Annotated in this window: 16 protein-coding genes and 2 tRNA genes; 8 read left to right on the forward strand and 10 right to left on the reverse strand. The window is 61.0% G+C overall.

Features of this window, described 5'->3' with window-relative positions:
* Positions 1 to 16 precede the first annotated feature (16 nt).
* The 3 genes from IC231_RS00880 to IC231_RS00890 form a co-directional block, all read right to left on the reverse strand.
* Positions 17 to 1,630 (reverse strand): ArnT family glycosyltransferase, encoded by a 1,614-nt coding sequence (locus IC231_RS00880; protein ID WP_190782742.1) that lies wholly within the window; start codon positions 1,628 to 1,630, stop codon positions 17 to 19.
* Between the two features lie 81 nt (positions 1,631 to 1,711).
* Positions 1,712 to 1,789 (reverse strand) — tRNA-Val (locus IC231_RS00885).
* Between the two features lie 20 nt (positions 1,790 to 1,809).
* Positions 1,810 to 1,884 (reverse strand) — tRNA-Val (locus IC231_RS00890).
* Positions 1,885 to 2,068: 184 nt separating this feature from the next.
* Here IC231_RS00890 and IC231_RS00895 point away from each other — a divergent pair.
* Together IC231_RS00895 and IC231_RS00900 are read left to right on the forward strand one after the other, a co-directional pair.
* Complete coding sequence (locus tag IC231_RS00895; protein WP_190782743.1) at positions 2,069 to 4,585, forward strand: AsmA-like C-terminal region-containing protein; 2,517 nt, start codon at positions 2,069 to 2,071, stop codon at positions 4,583 to 4,585.
* Between the two features lie 103 nt (positions 4,586 to 4,688).
* Positions 4,689 to 5,603 (forward strand): TerB family tellurite resistance protein, encoded by a 915-nt coding sequence (locus IC231_RS00900; protein ID WP_190782744.1) that lies wholly within the window; start codon positions 4,689 to 4,691, stop codon positions 5,601 to 5,603.
* 85 nt (positions 5,604 to 5,688) lie between these two features.
* Here IC231_RS00900 and IC231_RS00905 read toward each other — a convergent pair whose 3' ends face one another.
* Both IC231_RS00905 and IC231_RS00910 read right to left on the reverse strand, forming a co-directional pair.
* On the reverse strand, positions 5,689 to 6,834 hold the full coding sequence (locus IC231_RS00905) for a mechanosensitive ion channel family protein (RefSeq protein WP_190782745.1): 1,146 nt from the start codon (positions 6,832 to 6,834) through the stop codon (positions 5,689 to 5,691).
* Positions 6,835 to 6,924: 90 nt separating this feature from the next.
* A complete protein-coding gene (locus IC231_RS00910; protein WP_190782746.1) occupies positions 6,925 to 8,154 on the reverse strand; it encodes a Glu/Leu/Phe/Val dehydrogenase dimerization domain-containing protein in 1,230 nt (409 codons plus the stop codon).
* Positions 8,155 to 8,403: 249 nt separating this feature from the next.
* On the opposite strand from IC231_RS00910, the gene IC231_RS00915 reads away from it, so the two are divergent.
* Complete coding sequence (locus tag IC231_RS00915) at positions 8,404 to 8,712, forward strand: ArsR/SmtB family transcription factor (protein ID WP_044014970.1); 309 nt, start codon at positions 8,404 to 8,406, stop codon at positions 8,710 to 8,712.
* A 158-nt stretch (positions 8,713 to 8,870) separates the two neighbouring features.
* On the opposite strand, the gene hemA is transcribed toward IC231_RS00915, so the two are convergent.
* Positions 8,871 to 10,142 carry a glutamyl-tRNA reductase gene (hemA, locus tag IC231_RS00920; RefSeq protein WP_190782747.1) on the reverse strand — a complete coding sequence of 424 codons (1,272 nt, stop codon included), beginning with the start codon at positions 10,140 to 10,142 and terminating at the stop codon, positions 8,871 to 8,873.
* Positions 10,143 to 10,452: 310 nt separating this feature from the next.
* Between hemA and IC231_RS00925 the strand changes: the two genes are divergently transcribed.
* Positions 10,453 to 11,631, forward strand: a complete 1,179-nt coding sequence (locus IC231_RS00925; RefSeq protein WP_190782748.1) for an ATP-binding protein — start codon at positions 10,453 to 10,455, stop codon at positions 11,629 to 11,631.
* A 10-nt stretch (positions 11,632 to 11,641) separates the two neighbouring features.
* On the opposite strand, the gene IC231_RS00930 is transcribed toward IC231_RS00925, so the two are convergent.
* From IC231_RS00930 to IC231_RS00940, 3 genes are all read right to left on the reverse strand, one after another.
* Complete coding sequence (locus IC231_RS00930; RefSeq protein ID WP_190782749.1) at positions 11,642 to 12,766, reverse strand: lipocalin family protein; 1,125 nt, start codon at positions 12,764 to 12,766, stop codon at positions 11,642 to 11,644.
* Positions 12,767 to 12,874: 108 nt separating this feature from the next.
* Complete coding sequence (locus tag IC231_RS00935; RefSeq protein ID WP_190782750.1) at positions 12,875 to 13,573, reverse strand: carboxypeptidase-like regulatory domain-containing protein; 699 nt, start codon at positions 13,571 to 13,573, stop codon at positions 12,875 to 12,877.
* 130 nt (positions 13,574 to 13,703) lie between these two features.
* Complete coding sequence (locus tag IC231_RS00940) at positions 13,704 to 14,414, reverse strand: peptidase associated/transthyretin-like domain-containing protein (RefSeq protein WP_190782751.1); 711 nt, start codon at positions 14,412 to 14,414, stop codon at positions 13,704 to 13,706.
* Between the two features lie 176 nt (positions 14,415 to 14,590).
* Between IC231_RS00940 and IC231_RS00945 the strand changes: the two genes are divergently transcribed.
* The 4 genes from IC231_RS00945 to IC231_RS00960 all read left to right on the forward strand — a co-directional run bounded on the left by IC231_RS00945 (position 14,591) and on the right by IC231_RS00960 (position 22,871).
* Positions 14,591 to 16,348, forward strand: coding sequence for an amino acid permease (locus IC231_RS00945; protein WP_211538802.1), 1,758 nt, complete (start codon positions 14,591 to 14,593; stop codon positions 16,346 to 16,348).
* 86 nt (positions 16,349 to 16,434) lie between these two features.
* Positions 16,435 to 21,084, forward strand: a complete 4,650-nt coding sequence (locus IC231_RS00950) for an AAA domain-containing protein (protein WP_190782752.1) — start codon at positions 16,435 to 16,437, stop codon at positions 21,082 to 21,084.
* A 78-nt stretch (positions 21,085 to 21,162) separates the two neighbouring features.
* A complete protein-coding gene (locus tag IC231_RS00955) occupies positions 21,163 to 21,738 on the forward strand; it encodes a transposase (RefSeq protein WP_190782753.1) in 576 nt (191 codons plus the stop codon).
* Positions 21,739 to 21,899: 161 nt separating this feature from the next.
* Positions 21,900 to 22,871, forward strand: coding sequence for a lipid A deacylase LpxR family protein (locus tag IC231_RS00960; protein WP_190782754.1), 972 nt, complete (start codon positions 21,900 to 21,902; stop codon positions 22,869 to 22,871).
* Between the two features lie 79 nt (positions 22,872 to 22,950).
* Here IC231_RS00960 and IC231_RS00965 read toward each other — a convergent pair whose 3' ends face one another.
* Positions 22,951 to 23,910 (reverse strand): DMT family transporter, encoded by a 960-nt coding sequence (locus IC231_RS00965; RefSeq protein WP_190782755.1) that lies wholly within the window; start codon positions 23,908 to 23,910, stop codon positions 22,951 to 22,953.
* Positions 23,911 to 23,948 lie beyond the last annotated feature (38 nt).

Raw genomic sequence — 23,948 nt, forward strand, 5'->3', positions numbered from 1 at the left:
GATGCGAAGCCCCGTATCAGGGCCGCCGAAAGACAGAAAGAATCTTAACGCCCCCGGCCCGGACGGTATACACTTCCGGCCCCAGACTGTCGGGGTAGGGCTGCGGATGCCAGCGGTAGTTGGCTATGAAGTAGCGGGAAGTAGCGGCGCTACGGGCCGGCACCCGGCGTAGGCGGGTCTGCTCGGGCGCGGGCAGCAGAAAGGCGTTGGCGTATACTATATCCGGCACGTCGCTGGCGACAGTTACCTGCGGGGCCGAGTCGTGAGCCATAACCCACTCCAGGCCTTGCCGGAACGCCAGGCCCCAATAGTCACGCTCAAACTGCTGCTCTACCACCCGGGCCGGCAAGAAGCTGAAATACAGGTGCTCGTACGGGTGAAGCTGCGCCATGCGAACAGCGGTTCGGGCTGTTTCGAGGCCTGCGACTACCAATACGCTCCCGGCCAGCCAATAAGCCCGGCCGCGTTCCGCTACGGCCCGAAATAGCACCAGCAGCCCCTGCACCGCCAGCAGCAGCAGCGCCGGATACACGAAATACAGATGCCGCCATCCGTCATACAAGGTTGAGCGCAGGACTATCACCATTAGAACCGGGCCACCCAACCAGCCGGCAAATAGCAGATCCAGGCGGCCCGCCAGCGTGCGAAGGCCAGCGAGCGGATGCCGGAGCAGCCGGCCCAGACTGTATCCGAGCCCCAGCAAGGCCGCCAGCGAGTAAGGTAGCGGCGTAGTGATGAACAGCCAGACCGGGATATAATGCCACGGCAGTTGGTCGGCGGCCACAAACTGCCCGAAGTACAGGTTGGTGTAGCCCCAGTTGTAGTGGCTCACGCGGCTGTATACCTGAGCGAAACGCACCAGTGGATCCTCCCATAGATAAGGCCAAAACACTATTACTGCCAACGCCGTGACGGCCAGGTACACTGCCGCACTTTTCCATAGGCGTCGTCTGGGTACTGAATCAGAAGGGCCGGGGAAGCAGGCCAGCAGGCAAAGGCTACTTATCGTGAAAGCCACCAGGATGACACCGGGCATCCTTACCCCAATGGCCGCGGCTGTCGCAATGCCGTGCAGACAGGCCCTGCCCAGCGTGGGCCGCTCGAACAGGCGCGCCAGTGTATACATGGCGAGAGTGAACAACGCCATAAATACGATGTCCTTACCGTTGAAAAAGGCTTCGGCAAACATGCGCGGCGACAGCACAAGCAAAGCAGCCGCCAGCAGCCCAACCATCCGGTGCTCGAATCTTAGCCAGGTCAATCGGTACAACGCCCACACTCCCCCCACAAACACTAAGAATATCAGCAGATGACGCATCAGAAAGTAATGCGTGGAATTGCCGTGGGTCAGGAGCCGGCCCAGCCCGGCCACCGGCAGCTCAAATACCACGCCCTTGTCGTAGTCCCGGTGGCGAAACAGAGGCGTTATGACGGATACCGTCGGATCATCCTGGCCGAAGCCTGCAACTAGCTTCTCCGCAACGTACTTGCCGCTGACCGCCCCGTCTTCGTGACTTACGGGCTCATCGACGGATACGCCGTAGTCGCGGAACAGTAGCAGGCCCGTTAGCAGCAAAAGCCCGAAAAAGGCGCGTACCAGCCAGAGTTGCCACGTATTATTTACTCGCATAGCCCCAAACAAAGTGGTCTTTACTGGCCCTGACGCCGGCCGGAAAACAAAAAAGGACAGCCGGCAGGGCTGTCCTTCTAGTGGTGGGAGATACTGGGTTCGAACCAGTGACCCTCTGCTTGTAAGGCAGATGCTCTGAACCAGCTGAGCTAATCTCCCGAGGGGTAAGGCAATAATAGTGGGAGATACTGGGTTCGAACCAGTGACCCTCTGCTTGTAAGGCAGATGCTCTGAACCAGCTGAGCTAATCTCCCATGGGCGTGTCCCGTTTGGGATGGCAAATATGGCAGGTCATTTTCGATTACGCAACTCTTTGTGCGAACTTTAAGCCGTGAATTTACCCGACATGGGGGTGGATGAGAAGACAACTCTTTTAGGGTCAGAAATTTTCGGGTATTGAAAAAGCTGCGGCGACTACTATTTTTTTCTTTGGGTGGGGTGCTTTTGCTCTTCGTGGCAGCAGTCGGCGGCGTGTGGCTGGGGCAGGAGCGCATCATTGCGCTGTTTGTGCAGGAAGCCAACCGCTACTTGGCCACGCCAGTGAAAGTGGGCCGCATGGAAGTGTCCTTGCTCGACCAGTTTCCGCAGGTTTCCATCACGCTGCACGATCTGCGGGTGAGTGGCTCGCTGCCGCAGGATACCGTGCCGCTGGCGCGGGCCCGCCGCCTCTACTTCGCCTTTGATGCCTGGGACATGGCCCGCGGCCACTACCGCATCCGGGCCGTAACGCTCGCCGACGGCCAGGTGCGCGTGAGCCACGACCCGCAGGGCCGCGCCAACTACGATGTCATCCGCTACGATACCACGGCCACCGTCACCGACCAGCCGTTTGCTTTTGCGCTCGAAAATATCCGGCTGGAGCGGGTGGGAGCGGTGTACGACGACCAGCAACGGCAGCAGCGCTACGCCGTGCAGGTGCATGACGTGAAAGCCCAGCTTGATGTGGAGGATATGCTGGTGGGAGTGAAGGCGCAGGGAACGATGCTGACTGGGGCGTTGCAGCTGGGCTCCGATGCATATTTTCGCCGGAAAGAGCTGACCCTGAATACCCGTCTGCGGGTAGACCGTGCTGCCCGCCTCGTCACCATCGAGCCCTCCGAACTGAGGGTGGGGGCTGCCGCCTACAGCGTGGCCGGGCGCGTCAACTACCGCTACGCTACTACCCTGGACCTGCGGGCCGAAGGGCGCAATACCGATGTACAGTCGGTGCTGGCGCTACTGCCCGCGCGGTTAGTGAGTCGGCTGAGTGCCTACCGCAGCCGTGGCGACGTCTATTTTGGCGGGACAGTGCGCGGGGAAATGTCCGCCAAAGCCAATCCGCGCATAGACGTGCAGTTTGGCTGCCGAAATGCCTCCCTGTATCATCCGGCGCTGAAACAGGCTGTGGAGCACATATTTCTCAAAGGGAGTTTCAGCAACGGCCAGGCGCAGGCTGCGCGTACTTCGGTGCTGCGCCTGCGCGAAGTACGAGGCACACTACAGAGGCGGCCTTTCAGCGGCGACCTGCGCTACGAAAATTTCTCGGACCCCAGCCTCGCCCTCAACCTGCGCACTGATTTCGATGTGGCGCGTGCCCTACAGTTTTACCCGCTGGCTGCGGTACGAAGCGGGAGCGGCACGGCACAGCTCACTCTGCAGTTTGCTGGCAATTTGCGCCAGTTTCGGGCCCGGCCTACTACGGCCGCTGTGCGCTCCAGCGGCGAGTTGGTAGTGCGAAATCTACAGTTGCATCTACGCGACTTCAGCCAGCCCTTCACGGGCCTGAACGGGAGCTTTGTGCTGCGCCGCAACGATGTGGCCGTAAGTGGCTTTGCTGGCCGTTTGGGTGCTTCTGACTTCCGGCTGAGTGGGATGCTCCGCAATGCCTTGCCCTGGCTGCTACTCCCCGGCCAACAACTGGCAGTAGACGCTAAACTGGATTCCCGTTTGCTCGATTTCGACCAGTTGCTGCGCCTGCGCCAGCCCACACCTGTGGCCGGCACCAAGACAGCGGCTGCAGCTTCCCCAGCCGGCGACTACGGGTTTCGGTTGCCGCCCCAGCTGGCATTGCAAGTGCAGACTACAGCGCAACGGGTACGGTTTCGGCGGTTTCGTGGGCAACACCTGACGGGTACCATCCGGCTGCAAAACCAAGTGCTTAGTGCTCCGGTGCTATCGGTGGCGGCGGCGGGTGGGCGGGTCAGCTTCCGGGGCTCTCTCGATGCTCGCCAGCCGCAGTTGCTACGCCTCAGTTCCACAGTCAGCTGTCAGCAGCTGCCGCTTGATAGCCTGTTCTATGCTTTCGAGGATTTCGGACAGCGTTTCATTACGGCCCATCACCTGCGTGGTGCCCTCACCGCTACAGCCGAATCAGACCTATACTTCGATGGCGCTTTGAACCCGCTCACCGACCGAATGGAAGCGGAGGTAAATCTGACGGTTCGCAACGGGGAGCTGAATAATTTTCAGCCGCTGCAGAAGCTCTCCATGATTGCGGGCCGGGAGCGGCTGCGGCACCTGCGCTTTGCCCAGCTCACCACGCCGGTCTACATCCAGAGCCGGACGGTGTATCTGCCGGAGATGGAAATCCGCTCCAATGTGCGCGCCGCCTCGCTCATCCGCGTCACCGGCACTCATACCTTCGACCAGCAGATGGATTACCACGTCAGCATCCCGATTCTGCCGGGCCTACTTCAGCGCACAGCCAGCATGGGAACCGGGCCTAGTTTGCTGCTGGCTATTCAGGGTGATGAGGACAATTTCCGGGTGACCTACGACCGGAGCCGCACGCAGGCAGCACGGCCGGCACCTGCCGCTGCGCCAGCCACCGGCCGCAAACCCGGACTGGGAGAAATAGTGAAGCCAGCACCGTCGGCAAACACGACAGTTCCTTCGGAGCCTCGCAAGGCGTTCGAACTCAAGAAGCCCGAGAAGAAGCCAGCTCAGCCGCAGCCAGACGAGTATTTTGACTTCTAAAAGGAGGAATAGTTGGAATCTGAATCAGGAGGTTTAACCTAAACAGCTGACGTGCGTTAAGAGCAGCAGCGAATTATTTGCCCACCCTCCAATCGCACCTACGATGAACGATTCCCAACTCCTTCAGAACTACTCTGACCAAGAAAAAGCAGCCTACCTGAGCGTAATTGCCAGCTTGGCCTCCGCCGACCGTGAAGCCTCCGCTACCGAAATCGAGTTTCTGCAGCAGCTTTCGCACCAGGCTGGCCTTTCTGGTGGTGCCACGCAACAAGTGCTATCTGCCGCCCGCGACTCAACCAACGAAAGCATCAAGACCAATTTGGATGTGCTGCGTGGCAGCGACCTGCGCTTCTCGCTCGTTACGGACCTCATCAGTTTTGCCCGCGCCGATGGTGCCTATGCCAACGATGAGGAAGATATGGTGAACAAAATTGCGTCCTATCTTGACATTACACCCCAGCAGACGCAGGCGCTGAACCAGGTTGTAGATCAGGCTGCCCATGTTCCTCATGATGCCAGCGACCCGGCCAAACAAGGCTTCTTTAGCGGTATCACTGATAAGCTCGATAATGCTGGCATCCCGAAAGGCGCGCTAATGGCCGGCCTGCTGGGCGTAGTAGCACCAATGGTTCTGTCGAAAGTGATGGGTGGCCGCAGCCAGAGCAGTGGCGGTGGCCTCCTAGGCGGCATGACTGGCGGCGGCACTATGGGTGGTCTGATGAGCGGCGCTATGGGCGGCAGCTCGATGGGTGGCCTGCTCGGTGGCTTGCTCGGCGGAGGTTTGCTGAGCGGCATGATGGGCGGCGGCTCTTCCGGCGCTACGGACCAGTATGGCAATGTGCCACAGCAGGGTTCTCATGTCGGTAGCGGTGGCCTTGGTTCACTGATGTCTATTCTGGGCGGGCTGGGCGGACAGCCTAACTCACAGCCTCGGAGCGCCGGTGGCGGTGGCCTCGGCAGCCTGATGGGCGGCGGTATGGGCAGCTTGCTGGGCGGTTTGCTAGGCGGCCGTCGATAAATAACTGAACCACCACACAACAAGGCCCGGTTGCTTCTGGAAGCAGCCGGGCCTTGTTGTGTGGTGGTCAGGAAGAAGAGACGCTTTACAAGACCGAAGTGTCTAACGCGTTAAGGCCATCTAGCCGGCCACCGGTGTTTAGCTGCACGACTGTAGTGCCAGAACTGGCGAACGAGCCGCCTGCTCGCTCCACAGCCTCTACCAAGTGGTAGTTCAACTCCTCTTTCACTGCCAGATACTCGTCGTAGTTTGTTGTTTCTACAAAATACTGCACCGTTACTTCCTTGGCGGCTGGCGTGAGGGCTGAAAACTGCATTTGCACATCCTGAGTCACCAACGGATTTTCGCCGATAAGGCGTTTGCCTTCCTGAACAATTTGGTGCAGCTGCTGGCTGGTAGTAGCATGGCTGAGGGCCAGCGTAAACGTAACGCGCCGCGCCGTCCGCAACGAAAGATTGTCCAACGGCTTATCAATCATGGCTTTGTTGGGCACCGTCACGTAGCTTTTTTCAGCGGTGCGCAGGCGCGTGCTCCGGAAACCTACTTTTTCTACGGTGCCCGTTACGGCGCCTACTTCCACTAAGTCGCCTACGGCAAAAGGCCGGTCCAGAAAGATGGTGAAAGAGGCAATCAGGTTTTCGAGGCTTTCCTTGGCGGCGAAAGCTACAGCCAGCCCCCCGATGCCCAGGCCCCCGATAAGAGCCGTAACGTTGACCCCAAATACCCGGCCCAGCAGCGCCAGAAAGGCCATTGTAAGCACCATCACCTTCAGCAGGTCTTTGGCAAATGGGATAAGCTGGTTATTGATACGGGAGGCGTTGGATTCGGCCCGGCGGCGGAACACCAGCACCAGAAAGTCCACCAGGCGGAGCGCAATCCAGGTAATGCCAGCAATGAGGCCCACCTGATATAGCCGAAACAGCGCCACCTTGGGCCAGGGCTCGTGCCGCGTAATCTCAGAGCTGCTCACCGGATAATCGAGCACCTGAAATGCGAGGTATATCGTGATGAAAAACACGACGATAGACATCGGGTCAATCAGCAGGGCCTGAAATTGCGCTTCACTGACTCCCTCCGTCCGCTTGCGGATAAAGCGGAATACCAGCCGTGATAAGAGTTTGGAAAGCAGACTCTTGAAAAGGTATCCGAACACCAGAATGCCCGCGCACGTCAGGTACGCGGCCACGTTGTTGCCGAGAAAGCGAAAATGCAGGATTTCCTGTAGCGTCATGAATAGGTAGCTTGAAATCTGTGGCACTTAGAGTCCGGGCGGTAGTTCAGCCAGCCAAAATCCCAGGTCTGCAAGCGCCTGCTTGCCAAGTTATACCAACTGGCGGAGTGCCATTTCAAACGACTTCTGCGCTACACCGATACGCGAGTCGCCTTGCTTGCGCGTGCGCTCCAGGGCCCGGCGGATGATGCGCGACGTGTCGCCGAAGATGGCCTGGTCGGTGATTTCCGCATTGGTTTCCATCAGGTAGGCAAACACCCGCGCCATGCCGCAGTTGGCAATAAAATCGGGAATGACCGAAGTATGCTGGTCGGCAAATTCGCCGGTAGGCCCGAAGAAGATTTCGGGGTCCTGGAACGGCACGTTGGCGCCGCACGAAATAACTTCCAAGCCGCCCGCAATCAGCTGTTCTACCTGCCCGCGGGTAACGAGCCGCGAGGCCGCTGCCGGAATAAAGATTTCCGCGCCGCTGCTCCAGATACGCTGGTTCACGTCTTCAAACGACAACAGATTGTCAGCCGTCAGGGCGTTTCCTTCGCGCTGCAGAAAGAGGGTCCGTATTTCTTCCAGCGAGAAACCATCTTCCTTGATGAGGCCACCGGCCCGGTCGATGATGCCGGTGATGCGCGCACCCTGGCTGGCCAGGTAGTAAGCGGCGGCGGCACCCACGTTGCCCCAGCCCTGAATAATGGCGCGCTTGCCTGCTACGTTGCGGCTGCCCCATAGCTCATAGTAATGCCGAACGGCTTCTGCTACCCCGTACCCTGTAATCAGGTCTGCAACAGTGTACTTGCGGCTTAGGTCCGGCGTAAACGTAACGTCTTCCAGCACCTTCACTACGCCCTGGCGCAGTTGGCCCAGCTTCTGGATCTTCTGCGGCTCAGTGGCTCGGTAGTGTCCGTTCACGATGCCTTCCTGCGGGTGCCAGAGGCCGTAATCTTCCGTAATCGGGATGACGTCGTGAATTTCGTCCACGTTTAGGTCGCCGCCAGTGCCGTAATAGTTCTTGAGCAGCGGAATGACAGCGCGGTACCAGCGCTCCAGCACACCACGCTTGCGCGGGTCCTGCGGGTCGAAGTTGATGCCTGACTTAGCACCGCCGATGGCCGGGCCCGACACGGTAAACTTCACTTCCATGGTTTTGGCCAGGCTCTCTACTTCGCGCTTGTCGAGGCCTTTGCGCATACGGGTGCCCCCACCGGCTGCGCCGCCCCGCAACGAGTTGATAACCACCCAGCCCTCGGCTTCGGTTTCGGCATCTTTCCACTCAAACACGATTTCAGGACGCTTATTCTCGAACTTGGCCAGTAGGTCTTTCATGGGGAAAAATCGGGAAGGGGTGGAGAGGGTAGGGGGAAGTTTTATCAGCCAAAGGTACGCAGCCCTGGGTAAGAATGTGGGTCTTTTGCCCCGAACAGTACCAATTGAAGGCCTTGTTCGTTAAGTAGAAAGCCACAATTTTTTACCCCTAACTCCAGCAGATAGGAACTCTTTAAGTCGGAAATATCGTAGTAGGCATATTCCTGACTGAAACGCCCGCTTTTCCACCTAGCCACCGTTGTACACAGTATGAAACCTTTGCTTTCACGCGTAGAATCGAAAAAAGTAGATAAGGCCGCTGCAATGCTCAAGGTCTTGGCTCACCCCAAGCGCCTGGCCATTGTAGACCTGCTCGGTAAAGAGGATAAAATGACGGTAACTGAAATTTACCGCTCCCTCGATTTGCCACAGGCCATTGCCTCTCAGCACCTTATCACCCTCAAAGACCGCGGCATCCTGTCGTCGTTCAAAGTAGGTACCAAAATCTATTACTCCCTGTCCATCCCGAAGCTGCTCGATGTTATCGACTCGCTGGAGGAATGCTGCGACACGATGTAGTACAGGCATTCCGCCTGCGAGTAACCGAAAAAGACCGCCAGTTGACGGTCTTTTTTCGTTGGGGGCTGCCAAGACGCTGCCCTAAAATGCAACAAGCGCCCTGATGTAGCTACATCAGGGCGCTTGTTCTATGTTATGGGGGTATGTGCGTCTGGTAGTCAGGCTGTAGCGGCTTGGTTTTCCAAGTCAAACAGGTCCGTTAGCACATCGATTAGCTGGTCGGCTTCGCCACGCTTGCAGGCCGCTTTGAGCTGCAGTACAGGCTGCTTCAGAATCTTTTGCATCAGGGATTTGGTCACCTCGTCCATACGGCGGGCTTCCTCCGGGCTCATCTTCTTCTGGAAACGGTCCATTTCCTCCTGCCGGATAAGCTCCAGCGCATTTTTGAGTTTCTGAATCGTCGGCGAAACCAGCATTTCCTTAGCCCAGTCGTTGAGGCCGGCAATACTTTCGGCAATGATAGCGCGCACGTGCGGCACGGCAGCCAGGCGGCGTTCCAGCGCAGCCGAGGCCTTGCTCTGAATGGCGTCGATGTTGTAGACGAGGACGCCCGGCACAGTTTCTACTTCGGCCTCAATGCTGCGCGGTACCGACAGGTCGATGAAGAATTTGTAGCTCAGCACATCCAGGTGCTGTACCATTTCGCGGGTGAAGAAAGGCGTGGCCGCCGCAATGGATGATACCACCACATCGGCTTCCTTCAGCCCCTGCACCAGATTCTCAAAATCCAGCACTTTCAGGCCACACTCGGCGGCCAGGTCCACGGCTTTGGATCGGGTTCGGTTGCAGATAGTAACGTCCTGAAACAGCTTACTGTCGCCGAAGTGGCGGCACACATCGGCTCCAATTTCGCCCAGCCCTACCACCAGCACGCGCGGATTGGCTACATCGGCAGTTAGCTCTTCTACCAGCTCCAGGGCGGCATACGACGTGGAGGCAGCGCCGTCGCGGAAAGAAGTTTCCTGCTGTACACGCTTATTGGTGAAGAATACGGTGTGTAACAGCCGGTGCAGAAACGGACCAGCCGCGTCTTCATCCGCCGACCACTGATAGGCCTGCTTTACCTGGTTGCTGATTTGCAGGTCGCCAACTACCTGCGCATCAAGGCCCATAGCTACTTCGAAGAGGTGGTGTACCGCCTCGTTGGCATCCGTGAGGGTATCGAAATAGGGCGTGTAGCTGCGGGCTTCCGGCAGATTTTTGAGCTGCCCCAGCGCGTCGATGATGACGGAGCTGTGGTCGAAATCGGCGGAGTAATAGACCTCCGTACGGTTGCAGGTACTCAGCACCAGCAGGTCCGTGAGGCCTAGGTCGTGGTGCAGGGTGTGCAGGAAGCGGCGGCAGGCGGCTTCGTCCAGTGCAATCAGCTCCCGGATTTCCAGGGGCGCTTTCTTGAACGAGAGACTGACGGCCTTAAAGGGGTGAGGCATAGCGGGTGGCTACTGCAATTGTAGAGGGCAAAATTACGGCACAAATCGGTAGCGTAAAAACAGTCAAGTAGTCATCCTGGTTCGGGAGCCGGCAAAACCCTGTTTATGGGCTCTGGAGGCCTTTCCTGCGCGGATAAACTGACAAAAATCATTTGAGCGCCAGTGGCTGGCGGTTGCCGGGCAGGCAACGGCCGTGCTCCGCCGCGCGTTGTACCTTCGCTGCCCCGGCCCGCCAGGGTGCTACTCGTGCCCTCAGGCCGAAAGGTTGCCTTGGCGCTTTCCTGCATTCCACCCGCGTTTCTCTCGTCCTTTGATAGCCATCTACGACCAAAAATCCCGCATCAAGCTGCTAATTGTGGCAGTAGCCCTGCTGATTGCGGCTGCTACCGTCATTTATACCAATATTCTGGTGCAGCGCGTGTCGGAGCGCGAGCAGCAGCAGATTGACCTGTATGCCAAGGCTCAGCGGTTCATCATCAATTCCGAAGTAGACTCGAACACCAATTTCGTGTTCGAAGAAATCATCAATGCCAACACCACGATTCCCATCATTCTTACCGATGATGCGGGCAACATCGTGGACGCCAAGAACGTGCTGGTACCCAAAGGGCTACCAGAGAAGGCGGCCATTGCGTATCTGCACCGCGAAATTAAGGTGATGAAGCAGCAGCATGCGCCCATCGTGGTGGAACTGACGGGCACACGCAACTATATATACTACAAGGATTCGGTGCTGCTGACGCAGCTGCGGACGTATCCGCTGGTGCAGCTGGCGGTTATCGGCTGCCTAGGCGTGATGGCCTACTTCGCGTTCAGCTACTCGCGCCGCGCCGAGCAGAACCGTGTGTGGGTAGGGCTGGCCAAGGAAACGGCGCACCAACTGGGCACGCCGCTGAGCAGCCTGATGGCCTGGCAGAGCTACCTGAGCGAGAGTGAGCGGTTCCGCGACGAGCCGATTGTGGAGGAGTTGAGCAAGGACATCCGGCGGCTGCAGATTATTACGGAGCGGTTTTCCAACATCGGGTCGGTGCCGGTACTTAAACCCGAAAACATCCTGCGCACCACCCAGAACGCCATTGCCTACCTGCAAAGCCGCGTCTCGAAAAAGGTGACGTTCGAAATCAAAACTGACCTGCCCACCGATACGCCCGCGCTGGTAAACGTGCCGCTCTTCGACTGGGTGATTGAGAACATCTGCAAAAATGCCGTGGATGCCATGGACGGCCGCGGCAGCATCACGCTGCACCTGCGCCGGCCCCTGCGCGACAAGTCCAGCATTGCCATCGACATTACGGACACCGGTAAAGGCATCCCGAAAAGCAAAATCGACAACGTGTTTCTGCCGGGCTACACTACCAAAAAGCGCGGCTGGGGCCTGGGGCTGGCCCTGGCCAAGCGCATTATCGAGAACTACCACGAAGGCAAACTCTTCGTGAAGTGGAGCGAGGTTGGGCGGGGCACCACGTTTCGAGTGGTGCTAAAAGGGTAACGCCGGGCCGCTACCGCGACGCCCCGGCGGCCCCGGTGGCGGCGGATGGCGCGGGGGGCAGCTTCACTTTCATCTCCTTGCGGTTGGTGATTTCGACGTAGCTGGTGCCCGTGACGGGCCGCCCGTGGTGGGTGCCGGTGACGCGGCACATGCCTTCCCAATACGGCAGCTTGATACCGGCAAACAACCGCAGCACCAACTCCTGGTCGGGCACGAGCGGCTCAATCGTGAGGTCATAGCCCTGGCCGGGAACGGTCAGGTGCCACTTGGCCGGATACTTGCGGCCGGTGGCAGGGCTGGTCCACCAAGCGGTGGTTTCCAGCTCAAAATCATCGGCGGCGAGGTGCGTGTTCTGTCCCTCGGGCCCAAAGTGCGAGCCCCCATCAATAGCCCGCCCGCTGGACTTGTCGTAGAGATGATAGGCCATGATTTCTTCCCGTGGCTCATCAAGCTGAATACTGAACCAGTCCCAGCCGATGCCCTTGTTCGTGACGGAGTTGCAGTTCCATTGCCGGTCGTACCACAGCTCGCCTTCCACTTCGTGGGTTTTGCCGTCTACTTCCAGCGTGCCGGTGGTAGCCAGGCGCGGATAGCTGTAGTAGCCGGCTTTGGCTACGTCGCCGTAGTTTTCGTAGCCGGTGCCGCCGTGCAGCAGAATGGGTTTGGCGGGCGTGGTGCTGAGGCTGATGGCGTGGCCGGGGTTGTTGGTCATGCGGGCCTGCAGCTGGTAGCGGCCTTCCTGCCCGCTGAGCGTCCAGCGCTGGTCTTTTTTCTGCAGGGCCAGCTGCAGCGGCAGCGTGACAGGGAGCAGGCCAGCACTTTGCTCCACCTTATAGTCGTAGCGGAACTGCTGGGTCTTGGGGTCGGTAAGGGCAAAGTTCACCATCTGCCAGTCCTTCTTCCCGTTCAGGTTGAAATGGAAGAAAACGTATTCCACCCCGAAGATTTCACCGGTTTTCCTGTCTTTCAGGTGCCCCGTGAAATACCACCATTCCAAGGAGTTGCGGGCATGCACGGCTTCCTCCTGCGGCATCTGGGCCCGCTCCGTGAAAACATCGTGCTTGTTGGTGGGCTTCAGGGCGCAGCCCGAGGTGATACATAGCAGAACGAGGGTAGCAAACAGCAGATTCTTCATACCCCGGAATAAGGATTTCGGAGGCAGAAAGGTTTGGTGCGGCTTAGGCTAAAAAGTGCGGAAAGGACGTGAAATCCGGTACCACAGGCTGCGTGGAGCGTACCAGCGTCATGATCTAACACCGCCAGCTACTACTACTACTAACTCTCCCATCAAACCTTTCACATCTGCCTCTAATTGAACTGTGGGATGAGTGGCGGCTTGTTCCAGTGACATCACCTGAGTGACATATCCGACGAAGGAGTAGCTGACCTGTGCTGCAGTTCTTCCGGGGATGTTCAACTCAAACGTGCCATCAACGCTGGTAGCAACGCCTATAGTCGTGCCCGGCACCATCACCGTCACGCCCGGGAGTCCTTGGCCGGTTGCCTTGTCCGTGACCCGGCCGCGTACCACTGTTGTATCTGCTGGTGCAGCCGCTGCTTGCCGTTGCGGGAGGAGTGCAGCTTTTTGCTCATCGCGGCTTATCAGCCTGGGAGAGTACACCGCTGCTGACGGCTGGCCCCAACTGTCCTCGGCGGCTACCTCCCGCAACCCCAGCACTGCTGCTGCGGCCAACCAGGTGCGCCAGCGCGGTGCCGGAGCTGGTAGCGGGAGCAGAGGCCGGCCCAGCTGGTCGGGGCGGAACCGGCCGCAGGGTGCCGCCGCCCGCCGGAGCAGCGCCAGAATTTCGGCATCAGTTTTTTGGGTGAAGTCCAACACTACTTTATTGCAGGTGGCGCAGTGGCGGCCCTGAGCGGTAGGCGTCATAGACTGCCAGCTCTCGTGGCAGGGCCGTGGAACGGTGAGCGAAACAGGACGAGGCATAGCAGCGAGTTGTAAGGTCTGCCTGTCTGATGCCAGCTTCCGCTGCATTCCACAATGGCCCGGAATAATTTTCAACAAAAAGGCCCCGGCAATTTGCCGGGGCCTTTCTTTCAGCCAGAATTTCACTTTGCTACTGTAGTGGTGGTTTCTGAGGCGGCTCGTGCTGCGCAATACGACCCATGATCTGCCCCCGGCCGGGAATGGACTTCAGGCGCACGACGAGCGGCGCCGGGGCCGGCGAGACCTTCACGGCTACTTGCTGCGTGACGAATACGAAAGGGCTGGCCTGCACCCGCAGGCTCACGAGGTTGTTCTGCACCGGCGCCCAAAGCTGCTTCATGGTGAAGCTGAAGTTGCCCTGCTCGTCGGTTACGGCGCCATAGGGTGTGTCGCCGATGAAGATTTCGGCCCCTTGCACGCCCAGCCCGGTAGAATCGTCGAGGACGCGGCCCCGCACCGTAACCTGGCCTTTCGGGGCTTCGGCGTGGCTATCGGCCTGCTCGGTGGCGCGCGGTACGTCACGCCGCGGCGACAACGCCGCCGCTTCTTCCATGGCCAGCAGCGGCTTGAGGCCCAGCAGCGCCACGGCGGCCAGCACCCACTGCCGCCAGCGCGGCTGCGCGGCTGGTGCCGGCGCGGCTACCGGCGCAAACTGCCCGGCCCGGAAAAAGCCGCAGACGCTGCCCGCCGCCGGCCGTGCCAGCCAGGCCGTGACTTCGGCCTCAGTCATGCGCGAGAAATCCACGACTTCGTGCTGGCAGCTGCCGCAGTGGCGGCCGTCGGCGGTGGGCGTCATGGCGGCCCAGGATTTGGGGCAGGGATTCGGGACGGAGAAGGCCATGGGAAATTGGAAAAATGAGAGAAAAAGTGAAGCGGCTACAGCTACTTACGCAGTCAGAGAAGGAAAGCTACCGAAAACCGGGCCATGATACCAGAAGGCATCATTGCGAAGCCAGAAAGCAGCCTAGCCGCATTATTCTGTATCTTTTGCCCCTTAACCTCTCTCGCCAGCTGATTTTGTCTACTCCGCTTCCCCCCTCACGCCTGAGCGGCCTGTTTCGCCGCAAAAGCCTCACCGACATCCTGCACAACCCGCCCGCCGACGCCGAAGGCCACAGCCACGGCGGTCTGGAGCGCCACCTCACCGTTCGTGACCTGACGGCGCTGGGCATTGCGGCCGTTATTGGGGCCGGTATTTTCAGCACCATCGGCAATGCCTCCCACGACGGTGGACCGGCCGTGTCGCTGCTGTTTGTGTTTACGGCCATTGCCTGCGCGTTTTCGGCGCTGTGCTACGCGCAGTTCGCGGCCACTATTCCGGTCAGCGGCTCGGCCTACACCTACGCCTACGCCTCGTTCGGGGAGCTGGCCGCCTGGATTATTGGCTGGGCGCTGATTATGGAATATGCCGTTGGCAACATCGTGGTGGCTATTTCCTGGTCCGATTACTTCACCGGGCTGCTGAGCGGCATGGGCGTTACGGTGCCGGTCTGGCTCACGATGGGCATGCAGAGCGCGCACAAATACTACAACGAAGTGCTGGCGCTGATGCAGGCCGGCAAGCCCCTGGCCGACGCCTCGGCGGCGCAGCTCGAAGGCTACAAAGCCTGGAATACCGCCCCTGAGCTGTTCGGTGGCCTGCGTCTGGTCATCGATCTGCCGGCCGGCCTCATCACGCTGCTTATCACGGCCGTGGTGTACATCGGCATCAAGGAGTCCAAGAATGCTTCGAATATATTGGTATTGCTGAAGTTGCTGGTGGTGGCCACGGTTATCGGGGTGGGCGTGTTCTACATCAACCCCGACAACTGGAGCCCGTTTGCTCCTAATGGCGTGGGTGGCGTGCTCAAAGGCGTGTCGGCAGTGTTCTTCGCCTACATCGGCTTCGACGCTATTAGCACCACGGCCGAGGAATGCAAAAATCCGCAACGCGACCTGCCCCGCGCCATGATTTATGCCCTCATTATTTGCACGGTTCTCTACGTTATTATCACGCTGGTACTCACGGGTATGGTGAGCTACACGGAGCTGGGCGTCGGCGACCCGCTGGCGTTTGTGTTCCAGAAAGTGGGCCTCAACTGGCTGGCGGGCGTGGTGGCGGTGTCAGCCATCTTCGCTATGGCCTCGGTGTTGCTGGTATTCCAGATCGGCCAGCCTCGCATTTGGATGACCATGAGCCGCGACGGACTGCTGCCCCCGGTGTTTGCCAAAGTGCACCCACGGTTCCATACGCCTTCGTTCAGCACCATTGTCACGGGCTTTTTTGTGGGCGTACCGGCCATGTTGCTGAACATGGATCTGGTGATTGATCTGACCTCTATCGGGACGCTGTTTGCCTTTGCGTTGGTGTGCGGCGGCATTCTGGTGATTGATCCGCACGGCAAATCCGATGCCCGCTTCAAGGTGCCGTACATCGACGGGCAGTATCTGGTGCCGTTGGTGCTGCTGGTAGGCGCCGTGCTGCTGTTCGTGTACAATGCGGCCGGAATCGAGGAGTTTCGCAAGGCCCTGAGCAGCGGCTACGAAGAAGGCCGCCACTACATCCCGATGCTGGTGTTTTTTGTGGCCAGCTTGCTGCTGGCGTGGTATTCGTTCCGCAAGCACCTTTCGCTGCTGCCCACGCTGGGCCTGCTCACCAACCTCTACCTGATGACGCAGCTCGGCATCAACAACTGGCTGCTGTTCTTCGGCTGGCTGATCATCGGGCTGGCGCTGTACTTCAATTACGGCTTCAAAAACTCGAAGCTGGGGTTGAAAAAAGCGGCTGCGCGGTAGAGCTGAGCGTTTGTATTCTCTTTCCTTGCGTTCTAACTTGAATCCGGCAGGGCTTTGCACGTGGCAAGGTCCTGCCGGCTTTGCTTATGTCTTCCTCTGAATCGTTTGTGTTATCTATTGAACAGGAGCGGCTACTGGCCCTGCTGGCTTATACCAAAGAAAGCGTGCGGCTGCGCGCGGCACCGGTTACCGATGTGGCCAGCCACAATTTCCACGCCCTGGAGGCGCAGCTGGCTGGCCTGCCGGGCGTGTGGCTGCCCGGCCAAACACCTGCCACAGCCCCCGCAACGGGGCCCGACACCGACTTGTGGCTGCGCGTGGAACGCCTCAAGGAGCAGGCTCCGCCTCCCATTGCCGATGTGAAACTGGCCACGCTCACCGAACTTGTCAATGACCCGGCCCGCCCACCGGTGCTCCGCCCGCAGGTGCCGGCCCAAACGCTGGTGCGCCTGGGTTTGCTGCCCGCTGGCTTGGCCGCCGCGCCCGAATACGACCCCGTGGCGCCAATGCGGCTGCCGGAGCTGGCTGAAGCGCCCCGGCTGGCCGCCGCCCTGGAGCAGTATGTCAAGCAGCACTGGCAGGACTGGTCCCTGAGCGAAACGCGGCGCCGACGGACCATCGGCTGGTATTCGCGCATCTATGCCCTGAAGCAGCAGCTGGAAGGCGGCCTGACCGATACCGCTCTGGAGCTGGTGTGGGGCATGGGCATGGCCGTGTGGCAACTGCCCGGCGGTACCGTGCGCTACCCGCTGCTGACGCGTCTGGTCGAGCTGGCCCTGAACCCCGACGACATGGCCCTGGAAGTGCGGCCCCGACAACTGCCGGGCCGGCTGGAAGTCGATGCGTATGCAGCACACGAAGTGGCCGGGCTGGCACAGCTGGAGCAAGGCAGCCGCCCGCTGCAGGCCGCCGAGCCATTCCTGTCGCCCGCCGAGCCGGCCACGTATGAGCCAGTTCTGCGCCTGGCTGCCGCAGTCCTCGATGCCCAGGGCCGCTACCTGCCCGACGACGCGCCTGCTCTGGCCCGCCTGCTGCCCGGGGCCACACCCCAACTACAGGTCACGGACACGTGGGTGCTGTACGCCCGCCCCCGCACCAACAACACCCTGCTGCAGGACCTGGATGCCCTGCGGACCCAGGTGGAGCAGCCCGCTCTGCAACTGTCCGCCGCCGTGGCCGCGCTGGTGCGTGACCCGGCTACTTACCACACCGACCGGGTATTGCCCGCATTTCGGGGACTGTCGTTGGTCGGCGAGCCGCAGCAGGGTGCGGCTATGCAGGAGCTGTACTTTCCGTTGCCGTTCAACGACGAGCAGGTGCGCATCGTGCAGCTGCTGGAACACGCGCCGGGCGTGGTAGTGCAGGGCCCGCCCGGCACGGGCAAGACGCACACCATCGCCAACGTTATCTGCCACTACCTGGCCCTGGGCCGGCGCGTGCTCGTCACGTCGATGAAAGACCCGGCCCTGGCCGTGCTGCGCGACAAGCTGCCACCAGCCGTGCAGCCGCTGGCCATCAGCCTGCTCACCAGTGAGCGGGAAGGCATGAAGCAGTTTGAGCATGCCGTGCAGCGCATTGCCGAAGAAGTGCAGCGCCTCGACCCCGCTACCACCAGCCAACGAATCGGGCACCTGGCGGCGCAGCTGGATGCCTGCCACAGCCAGCTGGCCCACATCGACCGGCGCATTGGGTACTGGGGCGAGCAAAACCTGCAGCCGCTGGAGCTTGACGGCGAACGGGTGGCGGCTCCGGAGGCCGCCCACGAAGTAGTGGCCGGGCTGGACCTGGCCGAGTGGCTGCCCGACACCCTGAACGCCACGCCTGCCTGCCGCCCGCAGTTTGACGATTCGGACATCGCCGCTCTGCGAACCGTTCGGGCTGAGTTAGGGGCCGACCTGCAGTACCGTATGGCCCAACTGCCAGCGCTGGCGGAGCTGCCCGAAGCCCGCGAGCTGCTGCTCACCCATCAACAGCTACGCAGCTCCCTTGCTCTGCAGGCGGCGGTAGTCAGCGGCGAGCTGCCGCCGTTGTCGGCCGGGGGCGACCCGCTGCACGAGCTGGCCGAAACCCTGACTCAGATAGCCGAAGTGCAGCAGCAGCAAACCGTAGCGGTGCTGCCCTGGGCCGCCGCACAACCGGCTCACCCCGCCGACGCTCGGAATGACGGGCTTTATGAGCTGCTGGAGGCGCTGGGCAATGAGCTACGCGCCGCCAAGGCCGCGCACCGGGCTTTCCTGGTGCGCCCGGTGCGCGTGCCGGCGGGGGCGGAGCTTGACGATGAGCTGCTCAACGCCGTAACCAACCAGGCCCAGGGACGCAGCCCGTTCGGGGCGGCGGGCTGGTTTGGCAAAAACGCACAGAAGCAGCGGCTAGCCGAAATCAGGGTGCTCACATCGGCACCCGGTACGGCAGCCGACTGGGCGCACGCCGAGCAGTACCTGCTACTGTTGCGGCACTTGCATGAGCTGGCATTCCGTTGGAATGCGCTGGCTCCCGAACTGGCGCTGCCGCTGCTGACCGCCGCCGAGCCGATACCCGCCACGCAGGAAGCCTTTCGGCTATACGAAAGCCACGAGCAGCTGCGCGACGCCCGCGCGGCCGAAGACCAGCTCAACGCTGCCCTGCAACGCCTGCTGCCCACCTGGGCGCCGGCCCGAAACGCGGCCCAGCAGCCTGCTGCGCTGGCACAGGCCGCCGAGCTGCTGCGACAGCACCAAGTGCGCCTGCAATCGGAAGCTGCCTGGGCCGTGCGCGAGCAGTACGAAAATGCTCTGCACGGCACCACCGGCCCCATCAGTGATACCTTGAGAGGATTTTTTGCGGATAGTCTGGGCCAAGCTGCCCTGACCGACGCTGAGTTGCGTGAGCAGTGGGCGGCGCTGATGCAGGAGCTGCGGCGCGTGCATGGCCTACGGCCACAACTGGATACCGTTACCGACCTCACCGGGCGCATTGCTCGTTCCGGAGCGCCGCGCTGGGCCGCTCAGCTGCGCGAGCAGCACGCCGCCGGGGCCACCGATGAGCTGCTGCCCGCCGACTGGCGCAGGCGCTGGCGGTTGCGCCGGCTCAGCACCCATCTGCAGGCCCTGGACGGCCGCGCCGAGCTCCGGCAACTGGCCGCCGACCGCCAGCAGGCTGAAACCACGTTGGCGCGTGCGTACCAGGAAATCATCGAGCAGAAAACCTGGCTGCAGTTGGCCCATAACGCTACTCCACAGGTGCGCAGCGCTTTGCAGGCCTACCGCAACGCCGTTGTGAAGATAGGTAAGGGAACAGGCAAAGGCGCCGGCCGCTACCGCCGCGACGCGCAGGCAGCGGCCGCGGTAGCCAACGCCGCCATTCCCTGCTGGATCATGCCGCACTACCGCGTGTCGGAGTCGTTGCCGGCTGAGCTGGGCGCGTTTGATCTGGTCATCATCGACGAGGCGTCGCAGTCGAACCTATTGGCGCTGCCAGCCCTGCTGCGGGCCCGCAAGGTGCTCATCGTGGGCGACGACAAGCAGGTGGGGCCGGGCTTCAGCGGGCTCACGCAGGAAAAGGAAGCGGAACTCATGAATCGGTTTCTGAGCACGCAGCCGACGCTTTACCGGCCGCAGCTTTCGCCCAGCCACTCCATCTACCAACTGTTTCAGGTGGTTTTCTCCGATTCGCAGCTGCCGTTGCGGGAACATTTTCGATGCGTAGGGCCCATCATCGAGTATTCCAAGCGCGAGTTTTACGGCCACGGCCTGAACCCCTTGCGCCTGCCCAAAGCCTCAGAGCGGCTGGACCCGCCGCTAATCGACGTGTTGGTGGAAGACGGCGTGCGGCTGGGCGACACCAATCCCGCTGAGGCACGCTTCATCGTGGAGGAAATCAAAGCCTTGGTGGCTGACCCCGCATTTGCCGGACGCTCTATCGGCGTGATTTCGCTGCTGGCCGACAAACAGGCTCAGCTGATCTGGATGGAGCTGGAGCGGGAAATCGGGCTGGAAACCATGCTGCGCCACCAGATGGCCTGCGGCGACGCACACACGTTTCAGGGCAAGGAACGCGACATTATGTTCCTCTCAATGGTCGTTTCGGGCAAACCCAAAGCCTTGGGCCACAAGGACGACGAGCGGCGCTTCAACGTGGCGGCCTCGCGGGCCCGCGACCGGATGTACCTGGTGCGCAGCATACAGGCCGATGAACTGAGCCCGGCCGACCACCTGCGCCGCAACCTGCTGGCGCATTTCGTGAGCCCGTACGGCCAGGACGAAGCCCGCGTCAGCAATCTGCGGGCCCTTTGCGAATCCGCCTTTGAGCGGGAGATGTACGATTTCCTCACGGAGCGCGGCTACCGGGTGCAGCCTCAAGTGAAAGCCGGGCAGTACCGCATCGACTTGGTGGTGGAAGGCGACAACGACCATCGCCTCGCCGTGGAGTGCGATGGCGACAAGTACCACGGCCCCGACCGGTGGCACGACGACCTGCGGCGGCAGCGGGTGCTGGAGCGGGCCGGCTGGCGCTTCTGGCGCTGCTTTGCCTCCGCCTGGGTGCGCTGGCGCTCCGAAACCGAGCATGATTTGCTGCGGCACCTGACCGAGCTTGGCATCGGTCCGTCAGCGGCAGCCGCGCCGCCCAGCCGGCACACGGCCGGCCGCTGCTACGTAGCGTTTCCGCAGGGCCAGTCTGCTGCTGTCTCGCCGGAAACGGACATTGGCATGACGACGAAACACATACCCCTGAATTTTCTGTCTCTTTTCGATAGTTGAGCTGACCGCGCCGCCTCCTTATACACAGGAGTTCTGCGGCGCCCTCTGCGGGCTAAAAACATTCGAAAGAACCACCGTATGCTTCCATCTGAAGGCGCAACCATCCTGCTCACCCTGCGCTTGGCCGGCTCCATTCCGGCACGAGCCGGCCGGGAGCTGCACGCCCAGCGCGTAGCCGCTCAGCAAGCCGCCAACTCCCCGGGGGCGCACCGCCGCGCCGAGAAGCAGTTTTTCTTGGATTTTGATGCGCTGCTGGATGCCCGGACCGTGGGCCCGGCGTATCTGGAGCGGGAAAAACTGGCCGAAATAATTGCTGGGGAACTGCTGATGCTGGAAGAGCAGGGGCTGCAAGTGCCGGGCTTCGTGCTGCTGCCCAACCACCTGCATGCCTTGCTGCACCTGCCGGCCAACGCGGGCCTCTCGCTGTACAAAGCTGTGGAGTTGCTGCACCAGCGCACCGCCGCCCAGGCCCGCCGCCTGCTGCGCGGGCAGCTCCCACCCGAAGCCGACTTCTGGCAAACCGGCTTCCACGAGTTGCCGATAGTGGATGAGCTGGAGCTACGCCGGGTGCAAACGTATCTGCAGGCTCACCCGCAACGCCTGAGCCTGCCCGAACGGTTCCACAGCTGGCCCTATCTGCCCGACAAGGGCTGAAACAGGTGTAGAGACGCGTATTCGCGTCTCGTCGTTGCTGACGTTGTTCAACAGGTGCGGTGCCGCTCGTTCCGCTACAAAGACGCGAATACGCGTCTCTGCACTCGCCCGGAAAGCCGCGCCTGGGCTTGGTGCGTAGGTAGCGGAAAGTATATCTGCCGATGCAAGCCTTTCTGTTGCTGATTTTCCTGCTTACCACCAGTCTCGCCAGCGCCCAGCGCCCGGACAGCGCCCAGATCAGCCCCGACCGGCTGGTGTACTACACCTTCGCCAACGACGCCTTTTTCCGCTCCGACTACTATTTCACGCAGGGCCAGACCCTGATGCTGGTGCTGCCGGGGCTTGGCCGCTCGCCCGTAAACCGCTTGCTGGGCCTGATACCGACGGGCAGCACACGCTACCACGGCATCCGGTTGCGCTACGACGGGTTCACGCCACTGCGCATCCAAGACCCGTTCATTCGGGTCGGTGACCGGCCGTACGCTTCGTATTGGTACGCCGACTTTTTTCGGGTGGCCAACCAGCCGACGCGCAAATTTCGTCTGACGACGGCACTGAATTTGGGCTTTATGGGGCCGGCGGCCGGTGCCAAGAGCTTCCAGACCAAACTGCACCAATGGCTGGATGCGCCCACGCCCCGCGGCTGGGATTATCAAATCCGCAACGACCTAGTGCTGGGCTACGAGGCCCACGCGGAAAAGCAGCTGTTGGCCGTCGGCCGTGGGGCCGAGTTGATTGGCTCGGCTGATGCTTCGCTGGGCACGCTTTATACCTATGCCGGCGCCGGCGCACGCCTGCGGGTCGGGCTGCTCAATCCGTATTTCGACAACCTGGGCGTGAGTGGCCCGGCCTCTCGCGCCGGCCAGCGCCGCGTGCAGCTCTACGCCGAAGGCCAGCTGGAAGGCCGCCTCGTCGGCTACGATGCCACTCTACAGGGCGGCCTGTTTCGCTCCGACAACCCTTACACACTGCCAGCTAATGCTATCAGCCGTACGGTGGCGCGCAGCACGGCTACCCTCGGGCTCGGCTACGCGGGCGTGCGGCTAGAAGCGTCTGCCGTACAGATTTCACCTGAGTTCGATGGCGCACGCTCACACAAATGGGTGCAGTTCGGCGTACGAGTGGGGTTTTGAGTGGAAAGATGAGGATAGCAGGATAGAACGTCATTCCGAGCCTGCGAGCAATGACGTTCTTCATCCCCTCACCACCTCATCACTTTGCCCGGTGGATGATGAACACGCCGGCCAAAATGATGACCATGCCCAGTAGATGCCAGAGGTTGAAGGCCTCGCCATCGAGCACGCCCCAGGTGAGGGCCACGATGGGAATGAGGTAGGTGTTGGAGGCTGCGAAAAGCGTGGTACTCTGCTGAATAAGCTTGTTGAAGAGTACCATGGCCACAGCGGTGCTCATGGTGGCTAGCAGGGCAATGTAGCCGAGGGCCGTCCAGGCACCCGGCACCGTGGCCAGCTTGTGCGTGAAATCGGAGAAGCCGAACAGATAGAGTAGCCCCAGCGGCCCGATGCTGAGCAACGTGAGACTGGTGACAGCCACCGGCGAAGGACCGTGCAAATGTTGCTTTATTACGTTCACGCTGATGCCGTAGCCGATGGTGGCGGCCACAATGTAGAGCCCGTACCAAGCATTGGATTCGCCGGAGGGCGTGGCCGCGCCGCCACTGCCGCCCAGCAGCATCAGGACCACCGTGCCCACTAGGCCCAGCGCAATACCCAGTACCCGCAGGCTGGTGAGCTTCTGTCCGAACAGCACCGCACCTACCACCAGCGTAAATACGGCCGTCAAGCCATTGAGCACCCCGGCTAGGCCTGAGGCCAGCTTAGTTTCGGCGTAGGCGAAAAGGAAAGCCGGAAAAAACGTGCCCACTACCCCGCTCAGCAGCAGCCATTTGTAGCGGCCGGAGTCGACGCGGCGCACGTTGCGGAGCGCAAACGGCAGCAACAGCAGCGCCGCAATGCTCACTCGCGTTGCGCCCAGCTCCATGGCCGAAAACACGACCAGCCCCTTTTTCATCAGAATGAACGAGGTGCCCCAGATGCTAGCCAGCACCACCAGGAGCACCCACGCCGACGCCGAAATGCGCTGCGGCGGGGGCGGCGCCACGGGTGGCAGGGTAGGAGCAGAGGTGATGGCCGGGGCGGGAGGGGTGGGCATGGGAGCGAGGGAGCAAAAGCTTACAAAGATAACCTGCC

The organism is Hymenobacter duratus (assembly GCF_014698995.1).
GTDB classification, from domain to species: domain Bacteria; phylum Bacteroidota; class Bacteroidia; order Cytophagales; family Hymenobacteraceae; genus Hymenobacter; species Hymenobacter duratus.